We start from the raw sequence: 22,765 nt of genomic DNA on the forward strand, positions 1-22,765 counted from the left end.
CAGCCATGACCCAATCCCTGGCCGATATGCGCCGCGACTACACCCGTGATGGCCTGGCCGAAGCCCAGGCCCCGGGGGAGCCGTTCGCGCTGTTCCATCAATGGTTCGCCGACGCGGTGAAGACCGAGCAGCTGCCGGTGGAAGCCAACGCCATGACCCTGGCCACGGTGGATGCCGATGGCCGTCCGCATTGCCGGGTACTGTTGCTCAAGGCCCTCGATGCGCGGGGGTTCACCTTCTTCACCAACTACGAAAGCGCCAAGGGCCAGCACATCGCGGCCAATCCCTTCGCCGCCATGACGTTCTTCTGGCCGGCGCTGGAGCGTCAGGTGCGTATCGAAGGGCGGGTGGAGAAGGTGACGGCCAAGGAGTCCGATGACTACTACCAGGTGCGCCCTATGGGTAGCCGCCTGGGGGCCTGGGCGTCGCCGCAGAGCCGGGTGATTGCTGACCGTGAGGAATTGGAGGGGCTGGTCAAGGCGACTGAGGCGCGCTTCTCCGACACGCAACCCCATTGCCCCGAGCATTGGGGCGGTTACCGCCTGTTGCCGGAGCGCATCGAGTTCTGGCAGGGGCGGGCCAGTCGCTTGCATGATCGGCTGAACTATCGCCTGGTCGATGGCCAATGGCAGCGCGAGCGCCTGGCCCCTTGAATCAAACGGGGCTGCAAAGCAGCCCCCGTTTCACCGATACCCCACCGATTCCCGCTCCAGCCACGCCGCCAGCTCCTTGCGGCTGACTTTCTCCGCCCGCGCCCGCTCCAACAACCCAAGCATGTATTCACGCTTGCCCGGATCCTCCCCCGCCAGCGACAACGCCAGGTCGCGGTCCATCCAGCGGCGCATGCGCACGTACAGCCACCAATGGAAATACAGGCCCGTGGCGGTCACGATGACGACGATGAAGTAATCCATGGCTATCCTTGGTCCAACGTTTGAGCCGGCTTCACAGCCCGTTGTGGCTGTACCAGAGCTGAATGAGAACAAATTTATAACGTTTGCGCCGTGACAGCAGTCAAGACGAAGCGTCTAATGAGCACCTGTAACTTTTGGAGATTACCCCATGCGTAAATCCGCTTTGCTGCTGGCCAGCTTCACCACCGTGTCGCTGCTGCTGGGCGGCTGCCAATCGTCGCTGACCGGCGACAGCTACTCCCGTGATGAGGCCCGCCGCGTGCAGACCGTGCGCATGGGCACCATCGAATCCCTGCGTCCGGTGAAGATCGAAGGCACCAAGACCCCGATCGGTGGTGGTGCCGGCGCTATCGTCGGTGGAGTCGCCGGCAGCGCCGTCGGTGGTGGCCGTGGCAGTATCGTCGCAGCCGTGATCGGTGCCGTGGCCGGTGGCCTGGCGGGCTCCGCTGCAGAAGAAGGCCTGACCCGCACACAGGGCGTCGAGATCACCGTGCGCGAAGACGATGGCAGCATGCGCGCCTATGTGCAGCAAGTGCAGCAGAACGAAGTTTTCCGCGTGGGCGAGCGTGTGCGGATCATGACGGTTGATGGCACCAGCCGCGTCACTCACTGATCGCCGCTCGTAAAGAAAACCCCGAACGGGCCTGGCCTGTTCGGGGTTTTCATTTGCCTGTTCCACCATCTTCGCGGGCAGGCCCGCGAATCGGTTATAGGCCGAGCATGTCCCGAGCTACCGCCTCGGCGATACGGATGCCATCCACGCCGGCCGAGAGAATGCCACCGGCATAGCCCGCGCCTTCACCTGCCGGGAATAGGCCCTTGAGGTTGAGGCTCTGGAAGTCGGCGCCGCGGGTGATGCGCAGTGGCGATGAGGTGCGCGTCTCGATGCCGGTCAGCACCGCATCGTGCAGGTTGTAGCCCTTGATCTGGCGGTCGAAGGCCGGCAGCGCTTCACGGATCGCCTCGATGGCGAAGTCCGGCAGGCTCGGTGCCAGGTCACCGAGGGTGACGCCGGGTTTGTAGGAGGGTTCGACGCTGCCCAGTGCCGTGGACGGGCGGCCAGCGACGAAGTCACCCACCAACTGCGCGGGGGCCTGGTAGTTGCTGCCACCCATCACATAGGCGTGGGCTTCCAGACGCTCCTGCAACTCGATGCCGGCCAGTGGGCCGCCCGGGTAGTCACGCTCGGGGTCGATACCGACAACGATACCGGAGTTGGCATTGCGCTCGTTGCGTGAGTATTGGCTCATGCCGTTGGTGACCACACGGCCAGGCTCGCTGGTGGCGGCGACGACGGTACCGCCCGGGCACATGCAGAAGCTGTACACCGAACGGCCGTTCTTGGCGTGGTGCACCAGCTTGTAATCGGCGGCGCCGAGTTTCGGGTGGCCGGCGTATTTGCCCAGGCGTGCCTTGTCGATCAGCGACTGCGGGTGCTCGATTCGGAAACCGACCGAGAACGGCTTGGCTTCCATGAACACGCCTTTGGCGTGGAGCATACGGAAGGTGTCGCGGGCGCTGTGGCCCAGGGCCAGGACTACATGACGCGAATGCAGCTGTTCGCCGCTTTGCAGCACCACGCCGGTGAGCTGCTCGCCGTTGATCAGCAGGTCGGTAACCTTCTGCTCGAAGCGCACCTCACCGCCCAGGGTGATGATTTCCTCACGCATCTTCTCGACCATGCTGGTCAGGCGGAAGGTACCGATGTGCGGCTTGTTGATGTAGAGGATTTCTTCCGGGGCGCCCGCCTTGACGAACTCTTCCAGCACCTTGCGGCCGTGGTGGTTCGGGTCCTTGATCTGGCTGTACAGCTTGCCGTCGGAGAAGGTGCCGGCGCCGCCTTCGCCGAACTGCACGTTCGATTCGGGGTTGAGCACGCTCTTGCGCCACAGGCCCCAGGTATCCTTGGTGCGCTGACGTACTTCCTTGCCGCGTTCGAGGACGATGGGCTTGAAGCCCATCTGTGCCAGCAACAGGCCGGCGAAGATACCGCAAGGGCCGAAGCCGACCACGATCGGGCGTTCCTGCAGCTCGTTCGGCGCGTGGCCGACGAACTTGTAGCTGACATCCGGCGCGACGCCGACCTTCGGGTCGTCGGCGAAGGTGCGCAGCAGTTCGGCTTCATTGCTGGTTTCGAGATCGATGGTGTAGATGAACAGCAGCTCGCTGTTCTTCTTGCGCGCATCGTAGCTGCGCTTGAACAGGGTGAAGCCGAGCAGTTGCGCGTCGCTGATCCCCAAGCGCTGGACGATGGCGGCGCGCAGCTCGTCGTCGGAGTGGTCCAGGGGCAGCTTCAGTTCGGTGATTCGTAGCATGGCAGGGTCCAGTATCCCGGCCATGGGCGGCCGGCGGCTTTACACAAACCGCCAAGTATAAGCTGTTAGCCGCCCCGACTGGCAGGATAAAAGCACCTGGCGATCAGAGGTCGCGGGCACCGCCATAGTAGGCGCAGCCCTGCAGGGTCTTGCCGTCGATGCGCAGCTCGGCCTTGAGATGGCGGATGGCACCGGTGGCACCATCGACGCAACGCTGCGGCGCGACCCACAGTTCGATGTGCTGGCCGTTGGCTTCGCTGGACAAGCTCAAGCCGCCGCCAGGCATTTCCTCTTCCAGATAAGGTAGCGGCAGTGGGTCCTGGCCGATGCGGTTGAGCACCATGCCCTTGCCGCTGGCCTTGATGTCCCAGTCCGGCTCATGGCCGCCGGCGCGCAGGGTCAGTTGCTTGAAGTTCGGGTCTTCGCAGCCTGGGTGTTCGGAGGATTCAAGGCGGTACAGGCGGGTCACGTCGAGCTGGCCGTCGCTGCCTGCCTGCTTGCTGCCGGCCAGGCGTCCACGGACATCGGCGAACAGTTTGTCACCGGCGTCGTCGGCCAGGTTCGCGGCTTCTTGCAGGATACCGGTCGCGGCGGCGTCGTTGACGATGAAGCGACGGCTTTCGCTACAGGGCTTGAACAACAGGTGGCCGCCGGCCGCACTCAGTTCGCCCTGCATGCGGGTGGTGCCCAGGTTCGGGTCGACCGGTTTTTCGGCCAGCACCTGGCAGCCGGCGAACAGGGGCAGCAGGGCAGTGAGCAGCAGGGAAGGGGTGAGACGCATGGGGCGGGCTCCGGGATTTTTTGCAAAATAGCGGGACACGGTACCCATGCTGGGCGGTGATCACAAGTGAACCTTGTACCGGCCCTCTCGCGGCTAAAGCCGCGAAAGGGCCGGTACCGGCGATGCTTTCTGGCAGATAGAAAAAAGGGCCCGAAGGCCCTTTGATCGTTTAGCCCCCGAGGTACGCGTCGCGCACCTTCGGGTCGGTCAACAGTGCTTCACCGGTACCCTGCATCACCACCTTGCCGTTTTCCAGCACATAGGCGCGGTCGGCGATCTTCAGCGCCTGGTTGGCGTTCTGTTCCACCAGGAACACCGTCACGCCGTCGCGGCGCAGTTGTTCGATGATGTCGAAGATCTGCTGGATGATGATCGGCGCCAGGCCCAGCGACGGCTCGTCGAGCAACAACAGTTTCGGTTTGCTCATCAATGCCCGGCCGATGGCCAGCATCTGCTGCTCGCCACCGGACATGGTGCCGCCACGCTGGATATAGCGTTCCTTCAGGCGTGGGAACAACTGCAGGACCTTGTCCAATTGCTCCTGGTAGTCACCCTTGTCGGTGAAGAAACCGCCCATGGCCAGGTTTTCCTCGACCGTCAGGCGCGAGAACACGCGGCGACCTTCCGGCACCACCGCGATGCTCTTGCGCATGATGTGCGAAGAAGACTGGCCGACCAGTTCCTCGCCCAGGTACTTGATGCTGCCGCTGCTCGCCTGGGGCGAGCCGCAGAGGGTCATCAGCAGCGTCGACTTGCCGGCGCCGTTGGCGCCGATCAGGGTGACGATCTCGCCCTGGTTGATCTCGACGTTGACGCTGTGCAGCGCCTGGATCTTGCCGTAGAAGGTGGAAACGTTCTCGAACTTCAGCATTTACGCCTCCCCCAGGTAGGCCTTGATCACATCAGGGTTGCCGCGGATCTCGTCCGGCGTGCCATCGGCCAGGGGCGTGCCCTGGTTGATCACCACGATGTGGTCGGAAATGCTCATCACCAGCTTCATGTCGTGCTCGATCAGCAGCACGGTCACGTTGTGGGATTCGCGCAGGTAGGCGATGAGGGCCTTGAGGTCCTCGGTCTCCTTGGGGTTCAGGCCCGCGGCCGGTTCGTCGAGCATGATGATCCGCGGCTGGGTCATCATGCAGCGGGCGATTTCCAGGCGCCGTTGCTGGCCGTAGGCGAGGGTGCCGGCGGTACGGTTGGCGAACTCGGTCAGGTGGACCTTCTCCAGCCAGTACTGCGCGCGTTCCATGGCCTCCTTCTCGCTGCGGCGGAAGTTCGGGGTCTTGAACAGGCCGGCGAAGAAGTTGGTGTTGAGGTGGCGGTGCTGGGCGATCAGCAGGTTTTCCAGCGCGGTCATCTCCTTGAACAGGCGCACGTTCTGGAAGGTCCGCACCACGCCCTTGCGGGCGATCTGGTGGCCGGCCAGGCCCTGGATCGGCTGGCCGTCGAGCAGGATGGTGCCGCCGCTCGGTTTGTAGAAGCCGGTGAGGCAGTTGAACACCGTGGTCTTGCCGGCACCGTTCGGGCCGATCAGCGCCACCACCTGTTTTTCCTTGACGGTCAGGCCCACGCCGTTGACCGCCAACAAGCCGCCGAAGCGCATGCTCAGGCCGCTGACTTGCAGAATTTCGCGGCTCATCGAGGCAGCTCCATGTGCGGACGTTGCATAGGCAGCAGGCCTTGCGGACGCCAGATCATCATCAACACCATCAGCGCACCGAACATCAGCATCCGGTATTCGCTGAACTCACGCATCATTTCCGGCAGCAGGATCATCACGATGGCCGCGAGAATCACGCCCAGTTGCGAACCCATGCCGCCCAGCACGACGATGGCGAGGATGATCGCCGACTCGATGAAGGTGAACGACTCCGGTGTCACCAGCCCTTGGCGGGCGGCGAAGAAGCTGCCGGCGAAACCGGCGAAGCAGGCACCCAGGGTGAATGCCGAGAGTTTGATCACGGTGGGGTTCAGGCCCAGCGCGCGGCAAGCGATCTCGTCTTCACGCAGCGCTTCCCAGGCGCGGCCGATCGGCATGCGCAGCAGGCGGTTGATGACGAACAGCGCCAGCAACGCCAGCAGCAGGGCCACCAGATAGAGGAAGATGACCTTGTTGATCGAGTTGTATTCCAGCCCGAAGAACTCGTGGAAGGTCTGCATGCCCTCGGCGGCGCGGCGTTCGAAGGTCAGGCCGAAGAACTCCGGCTTGGGGATGTTGCTGATGCCGTTGGGGCCGCCGGTCCAGTCGGTGAGGTTGCGCAGGAACAGGCGGATGATCTCGCCGAAGCCCAGCGTGACGATCGCCAGGTAGTCGCCGCGCAGGCGCAGCACCGGGAAACCGAGCAGGAAGCCGAAGGTGGCAGACATCAGGCCGGCAATCGGCAGGCACACCCAGAAGCTCCAGCCCAGGTAGTGGGAGAGCATGGCGTAGCTGTAGGCGCCGACGGCATAGAAGCCCACGTAACCCAGGTCGAGCAGGCCCGCCAGGCCGACCACGATGTTCAGGCCCAGGCCCAGCAACACGTAGATCAGGATCAGGGTGGCGATGTCGACCGCGCCGCGGGAGCCGAAGAACGGCCAGATCAGCGCCGCGACGATCAGCCCGATGATGACCCAGCGCTGGGTCTTGGGCAGGGTGAGGAAGTTGGTCACCGCAGGCGGTACCAGCTTGCGGTCCGAGCGGCGGCCCATCACCGCGCTCCACTGCTTGTCAAACAGCACACGCAGGAACATCAGCACCGAGCACACGGCGATGACGGTGAGGGTGAACGGGCCCTGGCTGTGCACGGCCAGGCTGATGCCGTCGATGCTGAGTTTCAGGCCCAGTACCGGGAAGGCCACGGCCCAGACCAGCAAGGCGCTGAAGAACGCCTGTTTGAGATTTCTGTTCATACTTTTTCAACCTCCGGGCGGCCCAGGATGCCGGTCGGCCGGAACAACAGGACGAGAACCAAGAGACCGAATGCCACCACGTCCTTGTACTGGTCGCCGAAGATGTCGGCGCCGAAGGCTTCGGCCACGCCCAGCACCAGCCCGCCGAGCATGGCGCCCGGGATGCTGCCGATGCCGCCCAATACCGCCGCGGTGAAGGCTTTCAAGCCCACCAGGAAGCCGGCGTTGGGGTTGATCACCCCGTACTGCATGCTCAGCAGCACGGCCGCCACCGCCGCCAGCGCGGCGCCGATGACGAAGGTCAGGGCGATGATGTTGTTGGTGTTGATGCCCAGCAGGTTGGCCATCTTGATGTCCTCGGCGCAGGCGCGGCAGGCGCGGCCGAGGCGGGAGCGGGAGATGAACAGGGTCAGGCAGGTCATGGCGATCAGCGTGACCACGAACACCAGGATCTGCATGTACGAGACCAGCACTTCCTCCGCGCCGCCCGGGCCGAAGGAGAAGGCGCCGGGAATCAGGTTGGGGATGGACTTGTCTTTCGAGTCCTGCGACAGCAGGACGGTGTTCTGCAGGAAGATCGACATGCCGATGGCGGAGATCAGCGGGATCAGCCGGTTGCTGTTGCGCAGCGGCCGGTAGGCGACCCGTTCGATGCTGTAGCCGTAGGCACTGGTGACGCAGATCGTGGCGACGAAGGCCACGGTCATGAGGATCGGCAGGGAGTGGATGCCCATCATGGCCAGCCCGGCGAGGGCGATGAAGGCCACGTAGGAGCCGATCATGTACACCTCGCCGTGGGCGAAGTTGATCATGCCGATGATGCCGTACACCATCGTGTAACCGATGGCGATCAGGGCGTAGGTACTGCCGATGGTCAATCCGTTAACCAGTTGTTGGAGGAAGTGGTAGATCTCAGGCATTACAGCGCTCCTAAAAACCTGATTTGCATTTCTCTGGCGGGGGTGACCCGGGCCCATTTGTTCTCGCGGTCTTCGCCACGTGATCGTTGTGCGGGCACTGCCAGGAAACCGCGGGTGACGGTTTTAAGATTTTCAGGTGAACCGGCTCCCGGATCGCGGGAATCAGGTCCATAGAACCTCGTAAAACAAAGCCCACTGCTCGCACAGTGGGCTTCTCGGTCAGCTATTAGTCACGCAGTTACTGAGGGGAGACTTCGGTCTTCGGCTTGCCGAAGTGCCATTCGTAGACCACGAACTTGAAGTCCTTCAGGTCGCCTTTGGCGTCGTACGACAGCTCGCCGGTCGGGGTCTTGAAGGTGCCGGCGTGGATCGCTTCGGCCACCTTCGTGGTGTCCTCGGACTTGGCCGCCTTGATACCGCCAGCGATCAACTCGACCGCAGAGTAGGCCGGGAACACGAACGGACCGCTCGGGTCCTTGCCGTCGGCCTTGATGGCGTCGACGATGGCCTTGTTCTCTGGGTCGGTGTCGAACGACTTCGGCAGGGTGACCAGCAGGCCTTCGGAGGCGCCCTGGGCGATCTGCGAGATGGAGTCGTTACCCACGCCTTCCGGGCCCATGAACTTGGCTTTCAGGCCTTTCTCTTGCGCCTGGCGCAGGATCAGGCCCAGCTCCGGGTGGTAGCCGCCGTAGTAGACGAAGTCGACGTTGTTCTGCTTGAGCTTCTGGATGATCGAGGAGAAGTCCTTGTCACCGGCGTTCAGGCCTTCGAAGACGGCCACCTTGGTGCCTTTCTTCTCCAGCGTCTGCTTGACCGCGGTGGCGATGCCTTCACCGTACTGCTGCTTGTCGTGCAGGACGGCGACCACTTTCGGTTTGACGTGGTCGGCGATGTAGTTGCCGGCGGCCGGGCCCTGGGCGCTGTCCAGGCCGATGGTGCGGAAGATCAGCTTGTAGCCACGGGCGGTGATTTCCGGCGAGGTGGCGGCGGGGGTGATCATGATCACGCCTTCGTCTTCGTAGATGTCGGACGCAGGCTGGGTGGAGCTGGAGCACAGGTGGCCGATCACGAACTTGACGCCATCGTTGACCACTTTGTTGGCGACGGCCACGGCCTGTTTAGGGTCGCACGCGTCGTCGTATTCCTTGGCTTCGAGCATCTTGCCGTCGACGCCGCCCTTGGCGTTGATGTCCTTGATGGCTTGCTTGGCACCGGTGAACTGCATGTCGCCGTATTGAGTCACGGGACCGGTCTTCGGCCCGGCGATACCGATCTTGATGGTATCGGCGGCAAACGAATGGCTGGCAACCCCGGCCAGAACCATTGCGGCAAACAGCTTGGAAATCTTGATCATAGTGCTCCACTCATTCTGTTGTAATTCTTATAGTCCTGAGGCCAGGGCTACAGACCGGGCGGGATTCGCGGCCTGGCTACGCCATGCCGTAAGCCCGCCTTCCCCCGGAACATGTCCCGGAACTGTACCGGTACAGTGTAGAGCGCCGTCCGAGCGCTTGAAAAGCGGGCGAAAAGCGTCTGTCTCGAGGGGTGTCGCCTGATCGACATAAAGATACAGAAAAGCGCCATCAATTTGCCTGCATCTTCGGCCCGTCCCCACAAACTCGGGCCGGATCGACCAAATTACGTATTTGAAACCGGGTTTTTCTGCAAAAATGCCGACCTTTTTTGTTGGTCGATTCTTTGCGCAGGTAAACCCATGACTGATCAAGTAAGCACCCTCTATGCCAAATTGCTCGGCGAGACCGCCGTCATCGAGTGGAAAGCCCTGGAGCGTTTCTGGGCCAAGGGTGACCTGATTTGGGTCGACCCCAGCCTCGACCTGATCGCCGTTGCCGAGGCGATGGCCGAGAATCGCAGCGAGATCTTCGCCAAGTGGCGTAGTGATGGCACTGTCGGGCCGGTTTCCGCCGAGCAGGCGCTCGACCTGCAAACCCGCGATCCAGAGATCTGGGCGGTGGTGGTTTCGCCGTTCATCGTGATCCAGGCGAAGAAAGCGGAATAAGCACGCGCTTTTTTAGTGCGTGAAAATGCACAGGCGCCTCGCGCTGGTGCGCGTTGACGCTCACGTAAGGTGGAAGTTGGTAACAGTGGCGGGGTGATTTGGCGGGGCGGTAACAGTTTACGGCATGCGTAACTGGGGCTGCTGCGCAGCCCGTTCGCGGGTAAACCGCTCCCACAGGTATCGTAGGAGCCGGCTTGCCGGCGAAAGGTCCGCAGAGCGGCCCTTGCTGTCTCAGTAGTCCACGCGCCCGGTATGGCTGTTCAGCGAAATCACCCGGGTCTTGCCGATGCGGTGCCTGAAGATCTCGCGCAGGTACTTCACCGCCTTCTTCACGCATTCACGCGACAGGCGAATGTCGTTGATCGACACGAAGCGGCTCTTGTCGTTGATCAGCTCGCGGTACTTCTTCTCGTACATCGGCTTGATCGCGTACCAGTTGGTGTCGAGGATCTTCGCCGGGTTCTCGAATTCGTTCAGCAGGTCGTCGATGCTGTCTTCATCGAAGTGCTCGCTGGTGATGAAGTCGAGGATGGCGTTGTCCAGGGTGTCGTCGAAGCGGTACGGCGTGCGGGCGAAGCAGCGCTTGATGAAGGCCACGATCAGGGTCAGGAAGTCGTCCGACAGGCACGGGCTCTTGGCGATCAGGGTGGTCAGCGACAGGTTGGCCGAGGCGCCGATCACCAGCGCGTAGCGCTTGAGCGTGGTGTTGGGGAACAGGCTGTTGAGGTGGGTCTTGAGCCGGTTCAGGTCCATGTACGACAGCTTGTAGTCCTTGGGCAGCGAGACGATCGACACCACCGACGAACAGTTCTTGAAGAAGTGCAGGTCGTGCAGCGCCGCGGCGTCGTAGCCCGAGGCCTGGTATTGCTCCAGCGCGGCGCGGTAACGGCGCGACTCGATCGGCAGCAGGCTGATGCCTTCGATGGCCTGGGTCTGCTTGTTGAAGTGCGGCAGGTCGATGGAGCGGAAGAACAGGTCGTCGATATCCAGGCGCGGTTGCTCGCGCTCGAACACCTTGAACTTGTCCGAACCCTGGGCCGGGATCTCCGGCACCACCGACTCGGCGTAGGCGATGGCCACGGGGCCTGCCAGGCTCATGAACAGGTCGTTGGCGTCCAGGCGGATGGTTTCGCCGATGTCGATACCCGCGCGGCGGAAGTAGTTCTGGTCGTAGTCGGTGGTCACCGCCTGGGCGGTGAGGATGTTGAAGATCTGCTGGGAGATGTACTGGTTGGCGTGCTTCTCCATGGCGTTGACGTCGATGTTCTGGATCGTGCCGTCGTCGCTCTCTTCGGCGTAGCGCATGATGTCGTTGGAGATCAGCATCATCGCGTTCCATGGGCGGATGCGGCCCATGACGCTGGCTTCGCTGCTGTCTTCATTGTCGAAGTTGTACGAGAAGTCCCATTCCTCCGACAGGTACTTGCACAGCAGGCGCCCGGCGTTGATGTGCAAGGCTTCGGACATTTCGCTGCGGTGGTCGGAGGCGTTCGGCAGCACGCAGATGCCGCTGGTGAAGATCGGCTCGAAGACGAACGAATGCCCGCTCTTGCCGTCGTTCTCGTCGGCCGGCTTGGTGTCGAAGGTCTTGTTCATGTACGAGTACTGCTGGGCCAGGCCGAACTCCGAGGCCATGCCCGAGCCGGTACCGCCGCCGGCGCTGAAGATGTAGAAGTACAGGCGCGACTGGTTCGCCTTGATGCCGCAGGAGTCGATCAGGTACGAGTGGATCAGCTTCCAGTCGGCGCTGGAGAAGCGCTGGGTATCCTTGTTGAGGATGATCTTGGCCAGGTACTGGCCGAGGATCGGCGCGTTGCCGGCGCCGCCGGCATGCACCTCGGACAGGTCCATGATCTTCATCTTGCTGTAGTCGCGCAGGAACCCGCCGCGCTCGCCCTTGCGCGAGAAACGGATGCGCCCGGCGATGTCCTTGTCCAGGTCGCCGAGCATCACCAGGGGCTCGACCAGGAACACCGGCTTGGTGCCCTTGTTCTGCACCAGGCGCAGGTTCTGGCGGATCCAGCGTGCCGGGCTGTAGCCGGTTTCGCCCTTGTGCCGGTCTTCGTTGTTGAACTCGTTGAGGAAGAACGTGCGGGCGTTGTACACCAGCTCCGCCACGTCCAGGGCGATGTTCGAACCGCAACGGCCCAGGCCGATCAGGCACACCGAGGGGAACTGCTGCTCCAGGCGCAGCTGGTCTTCGCTCTCGACGTGGAGGTTTTGCGGGAACACCAGGTCGCGCAGGCCGTCGAGGTTGTCGAGGATGCGCTGGATGTCCTGTTCGGTGAAGTACAGGTACTGATGCGTCGGCAGATTGCGGCTGGCAGGAAGATCTCGAGCACCACCGGCAGTCAGTGACGTGGGAGTGAGCGACGACTCAGGGACCGCATTGGCAGAAGTGTTCGTAGAGGTCATAGTGCGCCATTTGCCTGGAGTGGTGGGTTCCCCGTCGAGGTATGTCATGTAGCCATCACGGAGAAATTTCGCGACTTTATCAGTGCGTCTTTTTCTTGTGCGATAGGGGTTTTCCCTAGGCGTTCTAAGGTTTTCTCCTCGCACCCGCATTGCATCGTCCGTTTGTCACGCTTCTTTAATCTGGAGTCGTTCATGAATACTGCTTTGCCTTCGCTGGGGTTCGCCGGGATCGGCCTGATGGGCTTGCCGATGTGTCGGCGACTGCTGGCGGCGGGTTATCCGCTGACCGTGTGGAACCGCAGCCCGGACAAGTGCGCCGAGCTGGTCGCCGCAGGGGCCCGCCTGGCCGCGAGCCCCGAGGATCTGTGCGAAGGGACGGAGATGGTGCTGCTGTGCCTGGCCGACACGGCAGTGGTGCGTGAGGTGGTGTTCGGCGAGCGCGGCGTTGCCAGAGGAGGGCGCAAAGGCCAGTTGCTGGTGGACTTCTCCAGCCTGGAGCCGACCGCTACCCGTGAAATGGCCGCCGAACTGGCCGCGCTGTGCGCCATGGCCTGGCTCGATGCGCCGGTTTCGGGCGGTACCCCGGGTGCCGAGGCCGGCACCTTGGCGATCATGGTCGGTGGCGAATCTGCGGATCTTGAGCGGGCACGCCCGGTGCTCCTCAGCCTGGGGCAGCGGGTGACGCACATGGGTGGCGTTGGCGCGGGCCAGGTGACCAAGGCCTGCAACCAGATGATCGTGGCCTGCAATGCGCTGGTGATCGCCGAGGTGGTTGCCCTCGCCGAACAGTCAGGGGTGGACGCTACCTTGATCGCCGAGGCATTGGCCGGTGGTTTCGCCGACTCGAAACCCTTGCAGATCCTCGCCCCGCAAATGGCCGAGAGCCGTTTCGAGCCGGTCAAGTGGCATGTGCGCACCCTGCTCAAGGACCTCGACACCGCGGTGAAATTCTCCCGCGAGCAGGGCTCGGCGACACCGCTCAGTGGCCTCGCCGCGCAACTGATGCGCCTGCACGGTAGCCAGGGCCATCTGCAAAAAGATCCGGCGACCCTGGTATCGCTGTATCGCAGCAAGGGCTGAGCGTGTCGTGCTGGCGGTCGAGCCGTTCGAGCACTGGCCGCAGTTCGCTCGGTGGCAACGGGCGGCTGAGCAGGTAACCCTGCAGGCAGTCGCAGCCGTGGGCGGCGAGGAACGCCTGTTGCTCGGGCGTCTCGACGCCCTCGGTGACCACCTTCAGGTGCAGGGTGTGGGCCATGATGATGATCGCCTGGACGATTTCCCGGTCCTTCTGGTTGCCGGGCACTTCCTGGATGAACGAGCGGTCGATCTTCAGCACGTCCAGCGGCAAGCGTTTCAGGTAGGCCAGTGACGAATAACCGGTACCGAAATCGTCGATCGACAGCGCCACGCCCTGGGCGCGGATGTGCTTGAGCAACTCGATGGTATGGTGGATGTCGCCCATCAGGGCGTTCTCGGTGACTTCCAGCTCCAGCTGCCGCGCAGCCAGGCCCGCCTGGAACAGCGCCATTTCCACTTCGCTGGCCAGTTCCTCGCGGCCCAGGGTGAGCGCCGAGCAGTTGACCGTGACCTTGAGGTGGCCATAGCCATGTCGGTTGAGCTGGGCCAGGTCCTCGCAGGCACGGCGCAGCACCCACAGGTCGAGTTCGGCGATCAGGCCGTTGGCTTCGGCGATGGGGATGAAGCGGTCGGGGCTGAGCAGGCCATGTTGCGGGTGCTGCCAGCGCACCAGGGCTTCCAGCTTGCTCACTTTCCGGCTGTGCAGGTCGAAGATCGGCTGGTAGTACACGCATAACCCCCGTTCCTCGAACAGGGCCAGGCGCAGTTCCTCTTCCAGTTGCAGCTCCAGGGTGGCGCGGGTCTTCAGGCCGCTGCTGAAGAAATGCAGGCTGTTGCGCCCGCAGCCCTTGGACTGGTAAAGGGCGAGGTCGGCGTTTTTCAGCAGTTCCTCGGTGCTGTGGCCGTCGTCGGGGAAGATGCTGATACCGATACTGGTGGTCATCACCATACGCCGCCCGGCCAGGTCGACCGGTTCCTTCATCCGCTGCATGATGCGCTGCGCCAGGTGGCGCGCCTCGTCGCGGCTGTTCAGGCTGGTGACGATGCAGAATTCGTCGCCACCGAAGCGCGATACCAGGTCGTTGCCACGGGTCGCGGCCTTGATATGCCCGGCGATGACCTTGAGCAGTTCGTCACCGGCGACATGGCCGAGGCTGTCGTTGATGCGCTTGAAGTGGTCGATGTCAAGGAACATCACCGCCAGCATGCCATCGTTGGCGGTCTGCTCGGCCAGGCGCTCGGCGAACACCTGGTTGAAGCCTCGGCGGTTGACCAGGCCGGTCAGGGCGTCGTAATGAGCGGCCTGCTGCAGGGATACCCGGGCCTGGTCGAGCTGGCTGAGCAGCAGGTTGACCCGGCGCAGGTCGTGTTCCTTGCTTTGCAGCTTCTTGTCGGCCAGCGCGGCGCTGATGCTGCTGCCGCTGATCAGCAGGGTAATGAAGGCGATGGTCAGCGCCAACTGCAGGCTGTTGTCGGCAGAGGGCAGGCTCAGGGCGGCACCACCGGGAATCACCAGGGTCATCGCGGCCATGCCGGTGAAATGGGCGAGCACGATGCCCGCAGCCATCAGCAGGCTGGCACCATGCTTCATCAACAGGTGCAGGGTGCCGCTGCCTTGGCGGAAGTACCGCGCCATCAACAGTGCCAACAGGCTGGTGGCCATGGCGATGCCGATGGACGCCAGCAGCAGCCCGGTCTGGTAGTACTGCTGGGCGCTGGTCTGCAACGCGGCCATGCCGACGTAGTGCATGGTGCTGATGCCCAGGCCGATGAACAGTGTGGCTTGCAGGTAATGGCCCAAGCGCATCTCGCCGCGGTCGAGGCTGTTCATCGCCAGCCAGGCGGCAATCAATGCAATCAATAGGGACAAGGCGGTCAGCGGGGCGTCGAAGTGGAGTTCCAACGGGGCCTGGAAAGCCAGCAGGCTGATGAAGTGCATGGCCCAGATGCCACCGGCCAGGCAGCAGGCGCCCAGTACCCGCCATTGGCGGCGCGCCGTGGGGTCCTCGCAGTGGCTCTGGCGCTCGGCCATGCCCAGGGTGGCGAAGCAGGCAGCACTGGCCACGGTGAAGGCGAGCATCACCAGGAAGGGGTTGTGTCGGCAGTCGAGGATGATTTGTCCGGTCGCCGGTAGCTCGGCGAACAATCGCAGTCCCAGCCACTCCATTGCAGGCCTCTTCGTCGAGTGAGCCCTTGTCCCCACTGAGCGCGGATGGAGACTGTTCCTGGAGGAGTATAGGAAGGGGTGCTTAAGCCTTCCTGATTAATGGCACTTTGATCTCTATCGTTTGGATATGAGGCTAATAGCGCAGAGGTCTAAACGAGTGTTTTTTGTGGGTGGTTCGCTGGCAAGCCGGCTCCTACGGGTATCTGTAGGAGCCGGCTTGCTGGCGAACGGGGTATCAGCCTGCCACCAGCACCCGAATGGCCTCCAGGCGCAGCGCCGCTTTTTCCAGCGCTGCCATGCCATCTTCACGCTGCTTGCGCAGGGCGTCGATCTCAGTGTCGCGCACGGTAGGGTTGACCGCCTTGAGCGCGGTCAGGCGCGCCAGCTCTTCGTCCGCCTCGGCCACCAGGCGTTGCTGGGCCTGGGCGACACGCTCCTCATGAGCCGGCAGGACCTTGGCCTCGCCTGCGGCGATGCGCTTGGCCAGCACGTCGCGCTGGGCCTGGACGAACTTGTTGGAACTGGCCCGTGGCACGCTCTCGAGCTGGTCGTTGAGCGTTTCGAAGGCAACGCGCGCCGCCAGATCGTTGCCGTTGGCGTCGAGCAGGCAACGCAGCGCCGCCGGTGGCAGGTAGCGGCCCAGTTGCAGGCTGCGTGGCGCCACCACCTCGCTGACATACAGCAGCTCGAGCAGCACGGTGCCGGGCTTGAGCGCCTTGTTCTTGATCAGCGCGACTGCGGTGTTGCCCATCGAGCCGGACAGCACCAGGTCCATGCCGCCCTGGACCATAGGGTGCTCCCAGGTGAGGAATTGCATGTCTTCACGCGACAGGGCCTGGCCACGGTCGTAGGTGATGGTCACGCCTTCATCGTCACCCAGCGGGAAGCTGGCATCGAGCATCTTCTCGCTGGGCTTGAGCACCAGGGCATTCTCTGAGTGGTCCTCGCTGTCGATGCCGAAGGCGTCGAACAGGGTTTCCATGTAGATCGGCAAGGCGAACTGGTCGTCCTGCTCGAGGATCGCCTCGACCAGTGCCTGGCCTTCGCCGGCGCCACCGGAGTTGAGTTCCAGCAGGCGGTCGCGGCCGCTGTGCAGTTCGGCTTCGAGCTTTTCACGTTCTGCGCGGGCTTCAGCCACCAGCTTGCCCCAGGCTTTCTCGTCACCTTCGGCGAGCAGCGGCAGCAGGCGCGGGCCGAACTGATGCTGCAGGGCGTTGCCGGTCGGGCAGGTGTTGAGGAAGGCATTGAGGCCTTCGTGGTACCACTGGAACAGGCGCTCCTGCGGGCTGTCCTGCAGGTACGGGATGTGCAGCTGGATCGTATGTTTCTGGCCGATCCGGTCGAGGCGGCCGATACGCTGCTCGAGCAGGTCCGGGTGGGCCGGCAGGTCGAACATCACCAGGTGATGGGCGAACTGGAAGTTGCGGCCTTCACTGCCGATCTCGGAGCAGATCAGCACCTGGGCGCCGAACTCTTCGTCGGCGAAGTAGGCGGCGGCACGGTCGCGCTCGAGGATGCTCATGCCTTCATGGAACACCGTGGCTGGAATACCGGAGCGCACGCGCAGGGCATCTTCCAGGTCCATGGCGGTCTCGGCGTGGGCGCAGATCACCAGCACCTTGGTGCGCTTGAGCATCTTCAGGGTGTCGATCAGCCAGTCGACCCGAGGGTCGAAGCGCCACCAGCGGTCGTCGTCTGCCACGTCGCCCTGGGCCTGGAAGGCCACTTCCGGGTAAAGCTCGGCGCGTTCGCCCGACGGCAGTTCGGCGTATTGTTCGGGGTTGGCCAGCGGGTAGGGGTGCAGCTGGCGCTCGGGGAAGCCCTGGATCGCCGCGCGGGTGTTGCGGAACAGCACGCGGCCGGTGCCGTGGCGGTCGAGCAGCTCGCGGATCAGGCGTGCGCTGGCCTGGCTGTCGCCATCGCTGACCGCGGCCAGCAGCGCTTCGCCTTCGGCCCCGAGGAAGCCTTGGATAGTCGCGTGGGCCTTGGCCGACAGGCGGCCTTCGTCGAGCAGTTCCTGCACCGCCTCGGCTACCGGGCGATAGTTTTCGCTCTCGGCGCGGAACGCGGCCAGGTCATGGAAACGGTTGGGGTCGAGCAGGCGCAGGCGGGCGAAGTGGCTGTCCTGGCCGAGCTGTTCAGGCGTCGCGGTGAGCAGCAGCACGCCCGGGATGACCTGGGCCAGTTGCTCGACCAGTGCATACTCGGGGCTGGCCTGTTCCTCGTGCCAGACCAGGTGGTGGGCCTCGTCGACCACCATCAGGTCCCAGCCGGCGGCGAACAGTGCGTCCTGGGCCTTCTCGTCGTCGACCAGCCATTCCAGGGCCACCAGCGCCAGCTGGGCATCCTCGAACGGGTTGCTGGCGTCGCTTTCGATGAAGCGCTCGGCGTCGAACAGCGCCACCTGCAGGTTGAAGCGTCGGCGCATCTCCACCAGCCACTGGTGCTGGAGGTTCTCGGGCACCAGGATCAGTACGCGACTGGCGCGGCCGGACAACAGCTGGCGATGAATGACCAGGCCCGCTTCGATGGTCTTGCCCAGGCCCACTTCGTCGGCCAGCAACACGCGCGGGGCGATGCGGTCGGCCACTTCACGGGCGATGTGCAACTGGTGGGCGATAGGTTGCGCACGCACGCCGCCCAGGCCCCACAGCGACGACAGCATCTGCTTGCTGTTGTGTTGCAGGGTGTTGTAGCGCAGGGAGAACCACGACAGCGGGTCGATCTGACCGGCGAACAAACGGTCGCTGGCCAGGCGGAACTGGATGAAGTTCGACAACTGCGTCTCAGGCAGCGTGTGTGGCTGGTTCTGCCCGTCAATGCCGTGGTAGACCAACAGGCCATCGACGTCCTCGACCTCGCGCACCGTCAGCTTCCAGCCTTCGAAGTGGGTGATCTGGTCGCCAGGCGAGAAGCGCACGCGGGTCAGCGGCGCATTGCGTAGCGAGTACTGGCGGGTGTCGCCCGTGGCCGGGTAGAGCACGGTCAGAAGGCGGCCATCCTGCGCCAGGATGGTCCCAAGACCGAGCTCGGCTTCGCTGTCGCTGATCCAGCGTTGCCCCGGTTGATACTGCTGCGCCATACTGCCAAAACTCCCGCGATGAAAAAGCCGGCTATGTTAACGGATCGGCTTCGCCAGACCAATGAATGTGAAGAGTCTAGCGCTTTCATCGACGAATACCGTCCCGTCACGAGGGCCACGCACAAACATGGTTGCCAAGCACCGCTGGTTGAACGTCACCTTGGGCCTGGGCAGCCTTGCGCTGCTGGCCGCCTGTGAACAGAAAAGTTTCGAAGTGCTGCCGCCGATCCCGGTCGAGCAACTCGAAGTGCTGGGCGTGCAGACGCCGATCAAGAGCGTGCACTTCCACGACCGTGAGGGCGAGGGCCTGCTGGTGCTGAGCCGGGTCGACGGCCAGGCCACCGACCCCGACACCGAGGAAGAAGTCGACAAGGTGGTGCTCAAGGCCACTCTTTATGGCCGCAACGCTTCGTCCGATGCCTTCAAGCCGCGTTGGCAGATCGAGCAGGAAACCACCTGTGCCGGCCTGGATCTGGATGTCGACTTCTACAACGACGTCAGTGACGTCACCGACCTGAACAAGGACGGCGTGGCCGAAGTGACCGTGGCCAGCCATTCCTTCTGCGGTGGCGGCATCGACCCCCACGACATCGCCATCGAGATGCGTGAAGGCCAGGCGGCCTACACGATCACGGGGCAATCGCTGATCAGCCCTCCCGGTGAAGACGCGTTCGGCGGCGAGCGCGAGGACAGCGCCTCGCTGAAGAGCGCCCCGCAGGTCTTGCGCGAGCACATGGACGCGGTCTGGCAGCAGGTCTACAAGCGGCCCTGGAGCGAAACCACCGCGCCAGCCGACGACGACCCGGAAGACGATACCGAGTAAGCGCTGGCTATACTTGCGCAGGTGCGGCGCTGTGACGCGCCGCACAGCCTGGCCCGCGCGCATTCAAGGCGGCTGAGCACCGGCCGACACAGTGGCCATAGGAGACCCTGCCATGCTGCCACCGATCATCCCGCTCAGCGCCGCGCCCGTCACGTCGCAACTCGACCCGGTAAAACCGACGCCGGACATCCCGCCGGTGGTGCCCGCGCAGCCGTCCTCCAGCGACGGTACCGTCGACCTCAAGCAGCACCGCGACCCCGAAGAGCAGGCGCTGTTGCTGCGCGAGGAGCAGCGCCGCCAGCAGCAACGGCGCAAGAGCGGCGAGGCGGAGCGCTTCGACGCCGTGCCGGGCGACGAACTCAACGCCGACAACACCGTGCCGGTGGCCCCCATGGGCGAACGTACGCGCCAAGGGTTGCTGGTGGACATCGAGGTCTGACCCCGCTCTAGCCAGCAGCGCCATCTACCTTCATCATTGAGGCCTCTGCTGTCCGTCGAGCCCGCCATGAGCCAAGACAACCTGATCGACTTCGGCGCCGAACGCGCCAAACGCATCCACGACCTCAACGACAAGCGCTTGAACGACATGCGTCAGGCCTTCGAACAGGCCATGCCGCTGGCTGCAAAGAAGAAGAAAAAGCCCAAGGGCACGCCCAAGAAGCGCTGAAACTTGATGCAGGTCAACCCTGCACCCGCCTCCCGTGCCCGGCCCCGGGCACCATTGACCCCGGTCAATTTCCCCCCTCCCGCCATTGGTTACCTTGCACCCATCGGATGACGGCACACCAAGGGAGGGGCCGACATGTTCTTCGACAACGTGGTTATCGCGGGTGTGGTAACGGTCGGGCTGATGTTGGCGTTCTTCGCCGGTCTGGGAATTTTCATCTGGAAGGATTCGAACAAGCGCAAGCAGCGCTGATCCTTCCCGATTCACGAGCACGCAAGGCATTTAGGGCGACTTCGGTCGCCCATTTTTTTGCCTGCAATTTTGTGCGTCTTGGGGTGGGAGCGGATTCATCCGCGATGCGCCGCCCCGCAGCGCTCGATTTTGCAGGCGCAGCAAAGCTCTCTGTCAAACAAGATGATTAGCTAGCTAATTAATGCTTTCCACTTTATCCTCTCTCCCGTTGTCTATCGTTCTCTCTACACCCAATCCCCCGCAAGGTCCGATTCGTGCCCATCACCTTCCAGGCCCTGTTCGCACCCAGCAGCCTCGCCCTGAAGTTCGCCCTCAAGACCCTGCTTGGTGGCGGCCTGGCGCTGTGGCTGGCGTTGCGCTGGGGACTGGAGCAGCCGGCCTGGGCCTTGATGACCGCGTTCATCGTGGCCCAGCCGCTGTCGGGCATGGTGGTGCAGAAGGGCCTTGCGCGCTTGGCCGGGACGCTGGTCGGCACCTTCATGTCGGTGGTGTTCATTGGCCTGTTCGCGCAGACGCCTTGGCTGTTTCTGTTCACCCTGGCGCTCTGGCTGGCGCTGTGCACCGCCGCCTCCACCCAGTTGCGCAGCGCCTGGGCCTATGCCTTCGTACTGGCCGGCTACACCGCGGCGATCATCGCCCTGCCGGCGATCGACCACCCGTTGCAGGTGTTTGACCAGGCCGTGGCCCGCTGCACCGAGATCAGCCTGGGGATTTGTTGCGCCACCGCCAGCAGTGCCCTGGTCTGGCCCATGCGGGTGGAACAGCAGCTCGCCGGCCAGGCACGCCAGGCCTGGCAGAACGGCTTGCAGGCGGCCAGTGCCATGCTCGCAGGCGAAGACGAAGCGCGCAAAGGGTTGCTGGAGACCCTCGGGCGGATTGTCGCCATCGACGCCCAGCGCGAACACGCCTGGTTCGAAGGCAGTCGCGGCCGACAACGGGCCCGGGCGATCCAGGGCCTGAGCCAGAAACTCATGGTGCTGTTGCGCCTGTCGCGCTCGGTGCGCCGGCAATGGCGCCAACTCGACGAAACCGAAGCCCGGCACCTGTTGCCCTGGCTGGACGAGGTCCGCGCCCAGCTGGCCACACCCAGCCAGCCCAACCTGCTGGTGCTGCGCCAGCGCCTCTGGGACGCGGCCCACGACGAACGGATAAGCGCCGCCGAGCACTACTGTCTGGCACGCCTGACCCTGCTGCTGGACTACGCGATGGCCGCCAGCCAGGCCCTCGACGATGTGGAGCAGGGCAGGGCGCCGAAGGAAGTCGCGCAAAGCCTGGCCGCCCACCGCGACCTGTCGCTGGCCCTTTTGTTCGGATCACGCAGTGCCCTGGCGTTCCTGGTGATGAGCAGCTTCTGGCTGGCCACTGCCTGGCCTTCGGCGCCGGGGGGGCTGGTGTTGACCTGCGTGGTCTGCAGCCTATTCGCCAGCCGCGAGAACGGCGCGCAGATCGGTTTGAGCTTCCTGCGCGGCATCCTGCTGGCGATCCCGGTGGCGTTCCTGGTCGGGCAGATCCTGCTGCCGCAATGGAGCAGCTTCGCCATGCTTTGCCTGGGCATGGGCGTGCCATTGTTCTTCGGCGCCCTGGGCATGGCTCATCCGCGCATCGGCGCCACCGCCACCTCCTACTGCCTGCACTTCATCGTGCTGGTGGCGCCGCTCAATGCCATGCATTTCGACGTGGCGAGCATGCTCAACAGCGCCCAGGCCATGCTGGTGGGGGTGGGCGCCGCAGTACTGGCTTTCCGCCTGGTGGTGCTGCGCCATCCGGCCTGGCTGGGCCGGCGTCTGCGGGCGGCCACCCAAGGCGACCTGGTGCGATTGACCCGGCGTGATCTGCGCGGTGCCGACAGCTGGTTTGGCGGCCGCATGGCCGATCGCCTGATGCAGTTGGCGCGGCATGCCAGCGAATTGCCGGAAGCTGAGCGCAAACGTTGGGATGATGGCCTGCACGGCCTGGACATTGGCGACGAACTGGTGCACTTGCGCTTGTGCCTGGCCGTGGCCAATGCCCCCCTGGGCAGCGCCGAGCGTCAGTATTTGCAACAGCTGGGGGCGGTGCTCGCCAGCGGCCCGGCACCTGGCCGCGGCCAGCGCCTGGATGCCGCCAGCGAACAGTTCATCGAAGCCCTGCGTCGCCAGCCGCCCAGCGATCCGTTGCGTCTGGCCGAGGGGGCGGTTTTGCAGCTGCGCAAGAGCTGGGGCAAATGGTGCCGCTGGCAGGAGGATCCCCATGGGGTTGCGTGAATGGGCGCTGGGCGGCGTGCTGCTCAGTCCGTTTCTGGTCTACGTGTTGATGGCGCTGTTGCTCACCGGCGTGCTGCGCCTGGTGGTCCAGGCCACCCCCCTGGGGCGCTGGATCTGGCATGAAGCGCTGTTCGACGCGGCGTTGTTCGTTTGTGTCCTGTACCTGGTAGTACGTCTACTGGGCCCAATGTAAGGAG

The 22,765-nt window shown here is 63.8% G+C and carries 21 protein-coding genes; 10 read left to right on the forward strand and 11 right to left on the reverse strand.

The annotated features are described in order from the left end of the window. The first annotated feature begins 5 nt into the window (after window positions 1-5). Complete coding sequence (gene pdxH, locus JYG34_RS05975; RefSeq protein WP_213659872.1) at window positions 6-653, forward strand: pyridoxamine 5'-phosphate oxidase; 648 nt, start codon at window positions 6-8, stop codon at window positions 651-653. 30 nt (window positions 654-683) lie between these two features. On the opposite strand, the gene JYG34_RS05980 is transcribed toward pdxH, so the two are convergent. After that, the gene (locus JYG34_RS05980; protein WP_213659873.1) at window positions 684-914 is read right to left on the reverse strand and encodes a hypothetical protein; all 231 of its coding nucleotides are present in this window, start codon (window positions 912-914) and stop codon (window positions 684-686) included. A 148-nt stretch (window positions 915-1,062) separates the two neighbouring features. On the opposite strand from JYG34_RS05980, the gene JYG34_RS05985 reads away from it, so the two are divergent. Next, window positions 1,063-1,527: a glycine zipper 2TM domain-containing protein gene (locus JYG34_RS05985; protein ID WP_198744839.1), complete on the forward strand. Its 465-nt coding sequence runs from the start codon at window positions 1,063-1,065 to the stop codon at window positions 1,525-1,527. Between the two features lie 94 nt (window positions 1,528-1,621). Here the strand turns inward: JYG34_RS05985 and JYG34_RS05990 are convergent, their stop codons facing one another. The 7 genes from JYG34_RS05990 to JYG34_RS06020 all read right to left on the reverse strand — a co-directional run bounded on the left by JYG34_RS05990 (window position 1,622) and on the right by JYG34_RS06020 (window position 9,176). Further along, window positions 1,622-3,229 carry an NAD(P)/FAD-dependent oxidoreductase gene (locus JYG34_RS05990; RefSeq protein WP_213659874.1) on the reverse strand — a complete coding sequence of 536 codons (1,608 nt, stop codon included), beginning with the start codon at window positions 3,227-3,229 and terminating at the stop codon, window positions 1,622-1,624. A 103-nt stretch (window positions 3,230-3,332) separates the two neighbouring features. Continuing rightward, window positions 3,333-4,010 (reverse strand): COG3650 family protein, encoded by a 678-nt coding sequence (locus tag JYG34_RS05995; RefSeq protein WP_213659875.1) that lies wholly within the window; start codon window positions 4,008-4,010, stop codon window positions 3,333-3,335. Window positions 4,011-4,179: 169 nt separating this feature from the next. Beyond that, a complete protein-coding gene (locus JYG34_RS06000; protein WP_011532591.1) occupies window positions 4,180-4,881 on the reverse strand; it encodes an ABC transporter ATP-binding protein in 702 nt (233 codons plus the stop codon). Further along, window positions 4,882-5,649: a high-affinity branched-chain amino acid ABC transporter ATP-binding protein LivG gene (gene livG, locus JYG34_RS06005; protein WP_213659876.1), complete on the reverse strand. Its 768-nt coding sequence runs from the start codon at window positions 5,647-5,649 to the stop codon at window positions 4,882-4,884. It abuts the gene before it with no gap. Next, window positions 5,646-6,902: a high-affinity branched-chain amino acid ABC transporter permease LivM gene (locus JYG34_RS06010; protein WP_213659877.1), complete on the reverse strand. Its 1,257-nt coding sequence runs from the start codon at window positions 6,900-6,902 to the stop codon at window positions 5,646-5,648. The genes livG and JYG34_RS06010 overlap by 4 nt, the downstream gene beginning before the upstream one ends. Beyond that, window positions 6,899-7,822, reverse strand: coding sequence for a high-affinity branched-chain amino acid ABC transporter permease LivH (gene livH / locus JYG34_RS06015; RefSeq protein ID WP_011532594.1), 924 nt, complete (start codon window positions 7,820-7,822; stop codon window positions 6,899-6,901). The genes JYG34_RS06010 and livH overlap by 4 nt, the downstream gene beginning before the upstream one ends. A gap of 238 nt (window positions 7,823-8,060) precedes the next feature. After that, window positions 8,061-9,176: a branched-chain amino acid ABC transporter substrate-binding protein gene (locus tag JYG34_RS06020; protein ID WP_213659878.1), complete on the reverse strand. Its 1,116-nt coding sequence runs from the start codon at window positions 9,174-9,176 to the stop codon at window positions 8,061-8,063. A gap of 360 nt (window positions 9,177-9,536) precedes the next feature. On the opposite strand from JYG34_RS06020, the gene JYG34_RS06025 reads away from it, so the two are divergent. Further along, window positions 9,537-9,842, forward strand: a complete 306-nt coding sequence (locus JYG34_RS06025) for a DUF2288 domain-containing protein (protein ID WP_213659879.1) — start codon at window positions 9,537-9,539, stop codon at window positions 9,840-9,842. A 231-nt stretch (window positions 9,843-10,073) separates the two neighbouring features. Here the strand turns inward: JYG34_RS06025 and JYG34_RS06030 are convergent, their stop codons facing one another. Beyond that, window positions 10,074-12,257 (reverse strand): hypothetical protein, encoded by a 2,184-nt coding sequence (locus tag JYG34_RS06030; RefSeq protein ID WP_213659880.1) that lies wholly within the window; start codon window positions 12,255-12,257, stop codon window positions 10,074-10,076. A gap of 192 nt (window positions 12,258-12,449) precedes the next feature. On the opposite strand from JYG34_RS06030, the gene JYG34_RS06035 reads away from it, so the two are divergent. Continuing rightward, on the forward strand, window positions 12,450-13,337 hold the full coding sequence (locus JYG34_RS06035; RefSeq protein WP_213659881.1) for an NAD(P)-dependent oxidoreductase: 888 nt from the start codon (window positions 12,450-12,452) through the stop codon (window positions 13,335-13,337). Here the strand turns inward: JYG34_RS06035 and JYG34_RS06040 are convergent. Together JYG34_RS06040 and rapA are read right to left on the reverse strand one after the other, a co-directional pair. Further along, the gene (locus JYG34_RS06040) at window positions 13,237-15,501 is read right to left on the reverse strand and encodes a putative bifunctional diguanylate cyclase/phosphodiesterase (protein ID WP_213659882.1); all 2,265 of its coding nucleotides are present in this window, start codon (window positions 15,499-15,501) and stop codon (window positions 13,237-13,239) included. The genes JYG34_RS06035 and JYG34_RS06040 overlap by 101 nt on opposite strands. A 235-nt stretch (window positions 15,502-15,736) precedes the next feature. Continuing rightward, window positions 15,737-18,583 carry an RNA polymerase-associated protein RapA gene (gene rapA / locus JYG34_RS06045; protein WP_213659883.1) on the reverse strand — a complete coding sequence of 949 codons (2,847 nt, stop codon included), beginning with the start codon at window positions 18,581-18,583 and terminating at the stop codon, window positions 15,737-15,739. Between the two features lie 127 nt (window positions 18,584-18,710). Here rapA and JYG34_RS06050 point away from each other — a divergent pair, with 127 nt between their 5' ends. The 6 genes from JYG34_RS06050 to JYG34_RS06070 all read left to right on the forward strand — a co-directional run bounded on the left by JYG34_RS06050 (window position 18,711) and on the right by JYG34_RS06070 (window position 22,761). Beyond that, window positions 18,711-19,406 carry a M949_RS01915 family surface polysaccharide biosynthesis protein gene (locus JYG34_RS06050; protein WP_213659884.1) on the forward strand — a complete coding sequence of 232 codons (696 nt, stop codon included), beginning with the start codon at window positions 18,711-18,713 and terminating at the stop codon, window positions 19,404-19,406. A 112-nt stretch (window positions 19,407-19,518) separates the two neighbouring features. Further along, a complete protein-coding gene (locus JYG34_RS06055) occupies window positions 19,519-19,845 on the forward strand; it encodes an aspartate-semialdehyde dehydrogenase (RefSeq protein WP_213659885.1) in 327 nt (108 codons plus the stop codon). Between the two features lie 66 nt (window positions 19,846-19,911). Beyond that, the gene (locus tag JYG34_RS06060; protein ID WP_213659886.1) at window positions 19,912-20,073 is read left to right on the forward strand and encodes a hypothetical protein; all 162 of its coding nucleotides are present in this window, start codon (window positions 19,912-19,914) and stop codon (window positions 20,071-20,073) included. Between the two features lie 135 nt (window positions 20,074-20,208). Continuing rightward, window positions 20,209-20,325, forward strand: coding sequence for a cytochrome c oxidase subunit CcoM (ccoM, locus tag JYG34_RS26425; RefSeq protein ID WP_011532604.1), 117 nt, complete (start codon window positions 20,209-20,211; stop codon window positions 20,323-20,325). 254 nt (window positions 20,326-20,579) lie between these two features. Further along, a complete protein-coding gene (locus tag JYG34_RS06065) occupies window positions 20,580-22,568 on the forward strand; it encodes an FUSC family protein (RefSeq protein ID WP_213659887.1) in 1,989 nt (662 codons plus the stop codon). Then, complete coding sequence (locus JYG34_RS06070; protein ID WP_213659888.1) at window positions 22,555-22,761, forward strand: DUF1656 domain-containing protein; 207 nt, start codon at window positions 22,555-22,557, stop codon at window positions 22,759-22,761. The genes JYG34_RS06065 and JYG34_RS06070 overlap by 14 nt, the downstream gene beginning before the upstream one ends. The last annotated feature ends 4 nt before the right edge of the window (window positions 22,762-22,765 follow it).

This window comes from Pseudomonas entomophila (genome assembly GCF_018417595.1).
Lineage (GTDB): Bacteria > Pseudomonadota > Gammaproteobacteria > Pseudomonadales > Pseudomonadaceae > Aquipseudomonas > Aquipseudomonas entomophila_C.

Excerpts from the sequence above, each read along its gene's own strand:
- JYG34_RS06035 (WP_213659881.1), top strand. The coding sequence starts at position 12,450 with ATGAATACTGCTTTGCCTTCGCTGGGGTTCGCCGGGATCGGCCTGATG.
- JYG34_RS05995 (WP_213659875.1), bottom strand. The coding sequence starts at position 4,010 with ATGCGTCTCACCCCTTCCCTGCTGCTCACTGCCCTGCTGCCCCTGTTC.
- JYG34_RS06040 (WP_213659882.1), bottom strand. The coding sequence starts at position 15,501 with ATGGAGTGGCTGGGACTGCGATTGTTCGCCGAGCTACCGGCGACCGGA.
- livH (WP_011532594.1), bottom strand. The coding sequence starts at position 7,822 with ATGCCTGAGATCTACCACTTCCTCCAACAACTGGTTAACGGATTGACC.
- JYG34_RS06060 (WP_213659886.1), top strand. The coding sequence starts at position 19,912 with ATGAGCCAAGACAACCTGATCGACTTCGGCGCCGAACGCGCCAAACGC.
- JYG34_RS05980 (WP_213659873.1), bottom strand. The coding sequence starts at position 914 with ATGGATTACTTCATCGTCGTCATCGTGACCGCCACGGGCCTGTATTTC.
- JYG34_RS06030 (WP_213659880.1), bottom strand. The coding sequence starts at position 12,257 with ATGACCTCTACGAACACTTCTGCCAATGCGGTCCCTGAGTCGTCGCTC.
- JYG34_RS06050 (WP_213659884.1), top strand. The coding sequence starts at position 18,711 with ATGGTTGCCAAGCACCGCTGGTTGAACGTCACCTTGGGCCTGGGCAGC.
- JYG34_RS06055 (WP_213659885.1), top strand. The coding sequence starts at position 19,519 with ATGCTGCCACCGATCATCCCGCTCAGCGCCGCGCCCGTCACGTCGCAA.
- ccoM (WP_011532604.1), top strand. The coding sequence starts at position 20,209 with ATGTTCTTCGACAACGTGGTTATCGCGGGTGTGGTAACGGTCGGGCTG.
- rapA (WP_213659883.1), bottom strand. The coding sequence starts at position 18,583 with ATGGCGCAGCAGTATCAACCGGGGCAACGCTGGATCAGCGACAGCGAA.
- livG (WP_213659876.1), bottom strand. The coding sequence starts at position 5,649 with ATGAGCCGCGAAATTCTGCAAGTCAGCGGCCTGAGCATGCGCTTCGGC.
- JYG34_RS06010 (WP_213659877.1), bottom strand. The coding sequence starts at position 6,902 with ATGAACAGAAATCTCAAACAGGCGTTCTTCAGCGCCTTGCTGGTCTGG.
- JYG34_RS06000 (WP_011532591.1), bottom strand. The coding sequence starts at position 4,881 with ATGCTGAAGTTCGAGAACGTTTCCACCTTCTACGGCAAGATCCAGGCG.
- JYG34_RS06025 (WP_213659879.1), top strand. The coding sequence starts at position 9,537 with ATGACTGATCAAGTAAGCACCCTCTATGCCAAATTGCTCGGCGAGACC.
- JYG34_RS06070 (WP_213659888.1), top strand. The coding sequence starts at position 22,555 with ATGGGGTTGCGTGAATGGGCGCTGGGCGGCGTGCTGCTCAGTCCGTTT.
- pdxH (WP_213659872.1), top strand. The coding sequence starts at position 6 with ATGACCCAATCCCTGGCCGATATGCGCCGCGACTACACCCGTGATGGC.
- JYG34_RS06020 (WP_213659878.1), bottom strand. The coding sequence starts at position 9,176 with ATGATCAAGATTTCCAAGCTGTTTGCCGCAATGGTTCTGGCCGGGGTT.
- JYG34_RS05985 (WP_198744839.1), top strand. The coding sequence starts at position 1,063 with ATGCGTAAATCCGCTTTGCTGCTGGCCAGCTTCACCACCGTGTCGCTG.
- JYG34_RS05990 (WP_213659874.1), bottom strand. The coding sequence starts at position 3,229 with ATGCTACGAATCACCGAACTGAAGCTGCCCCTGGACCACTCCGACGAC.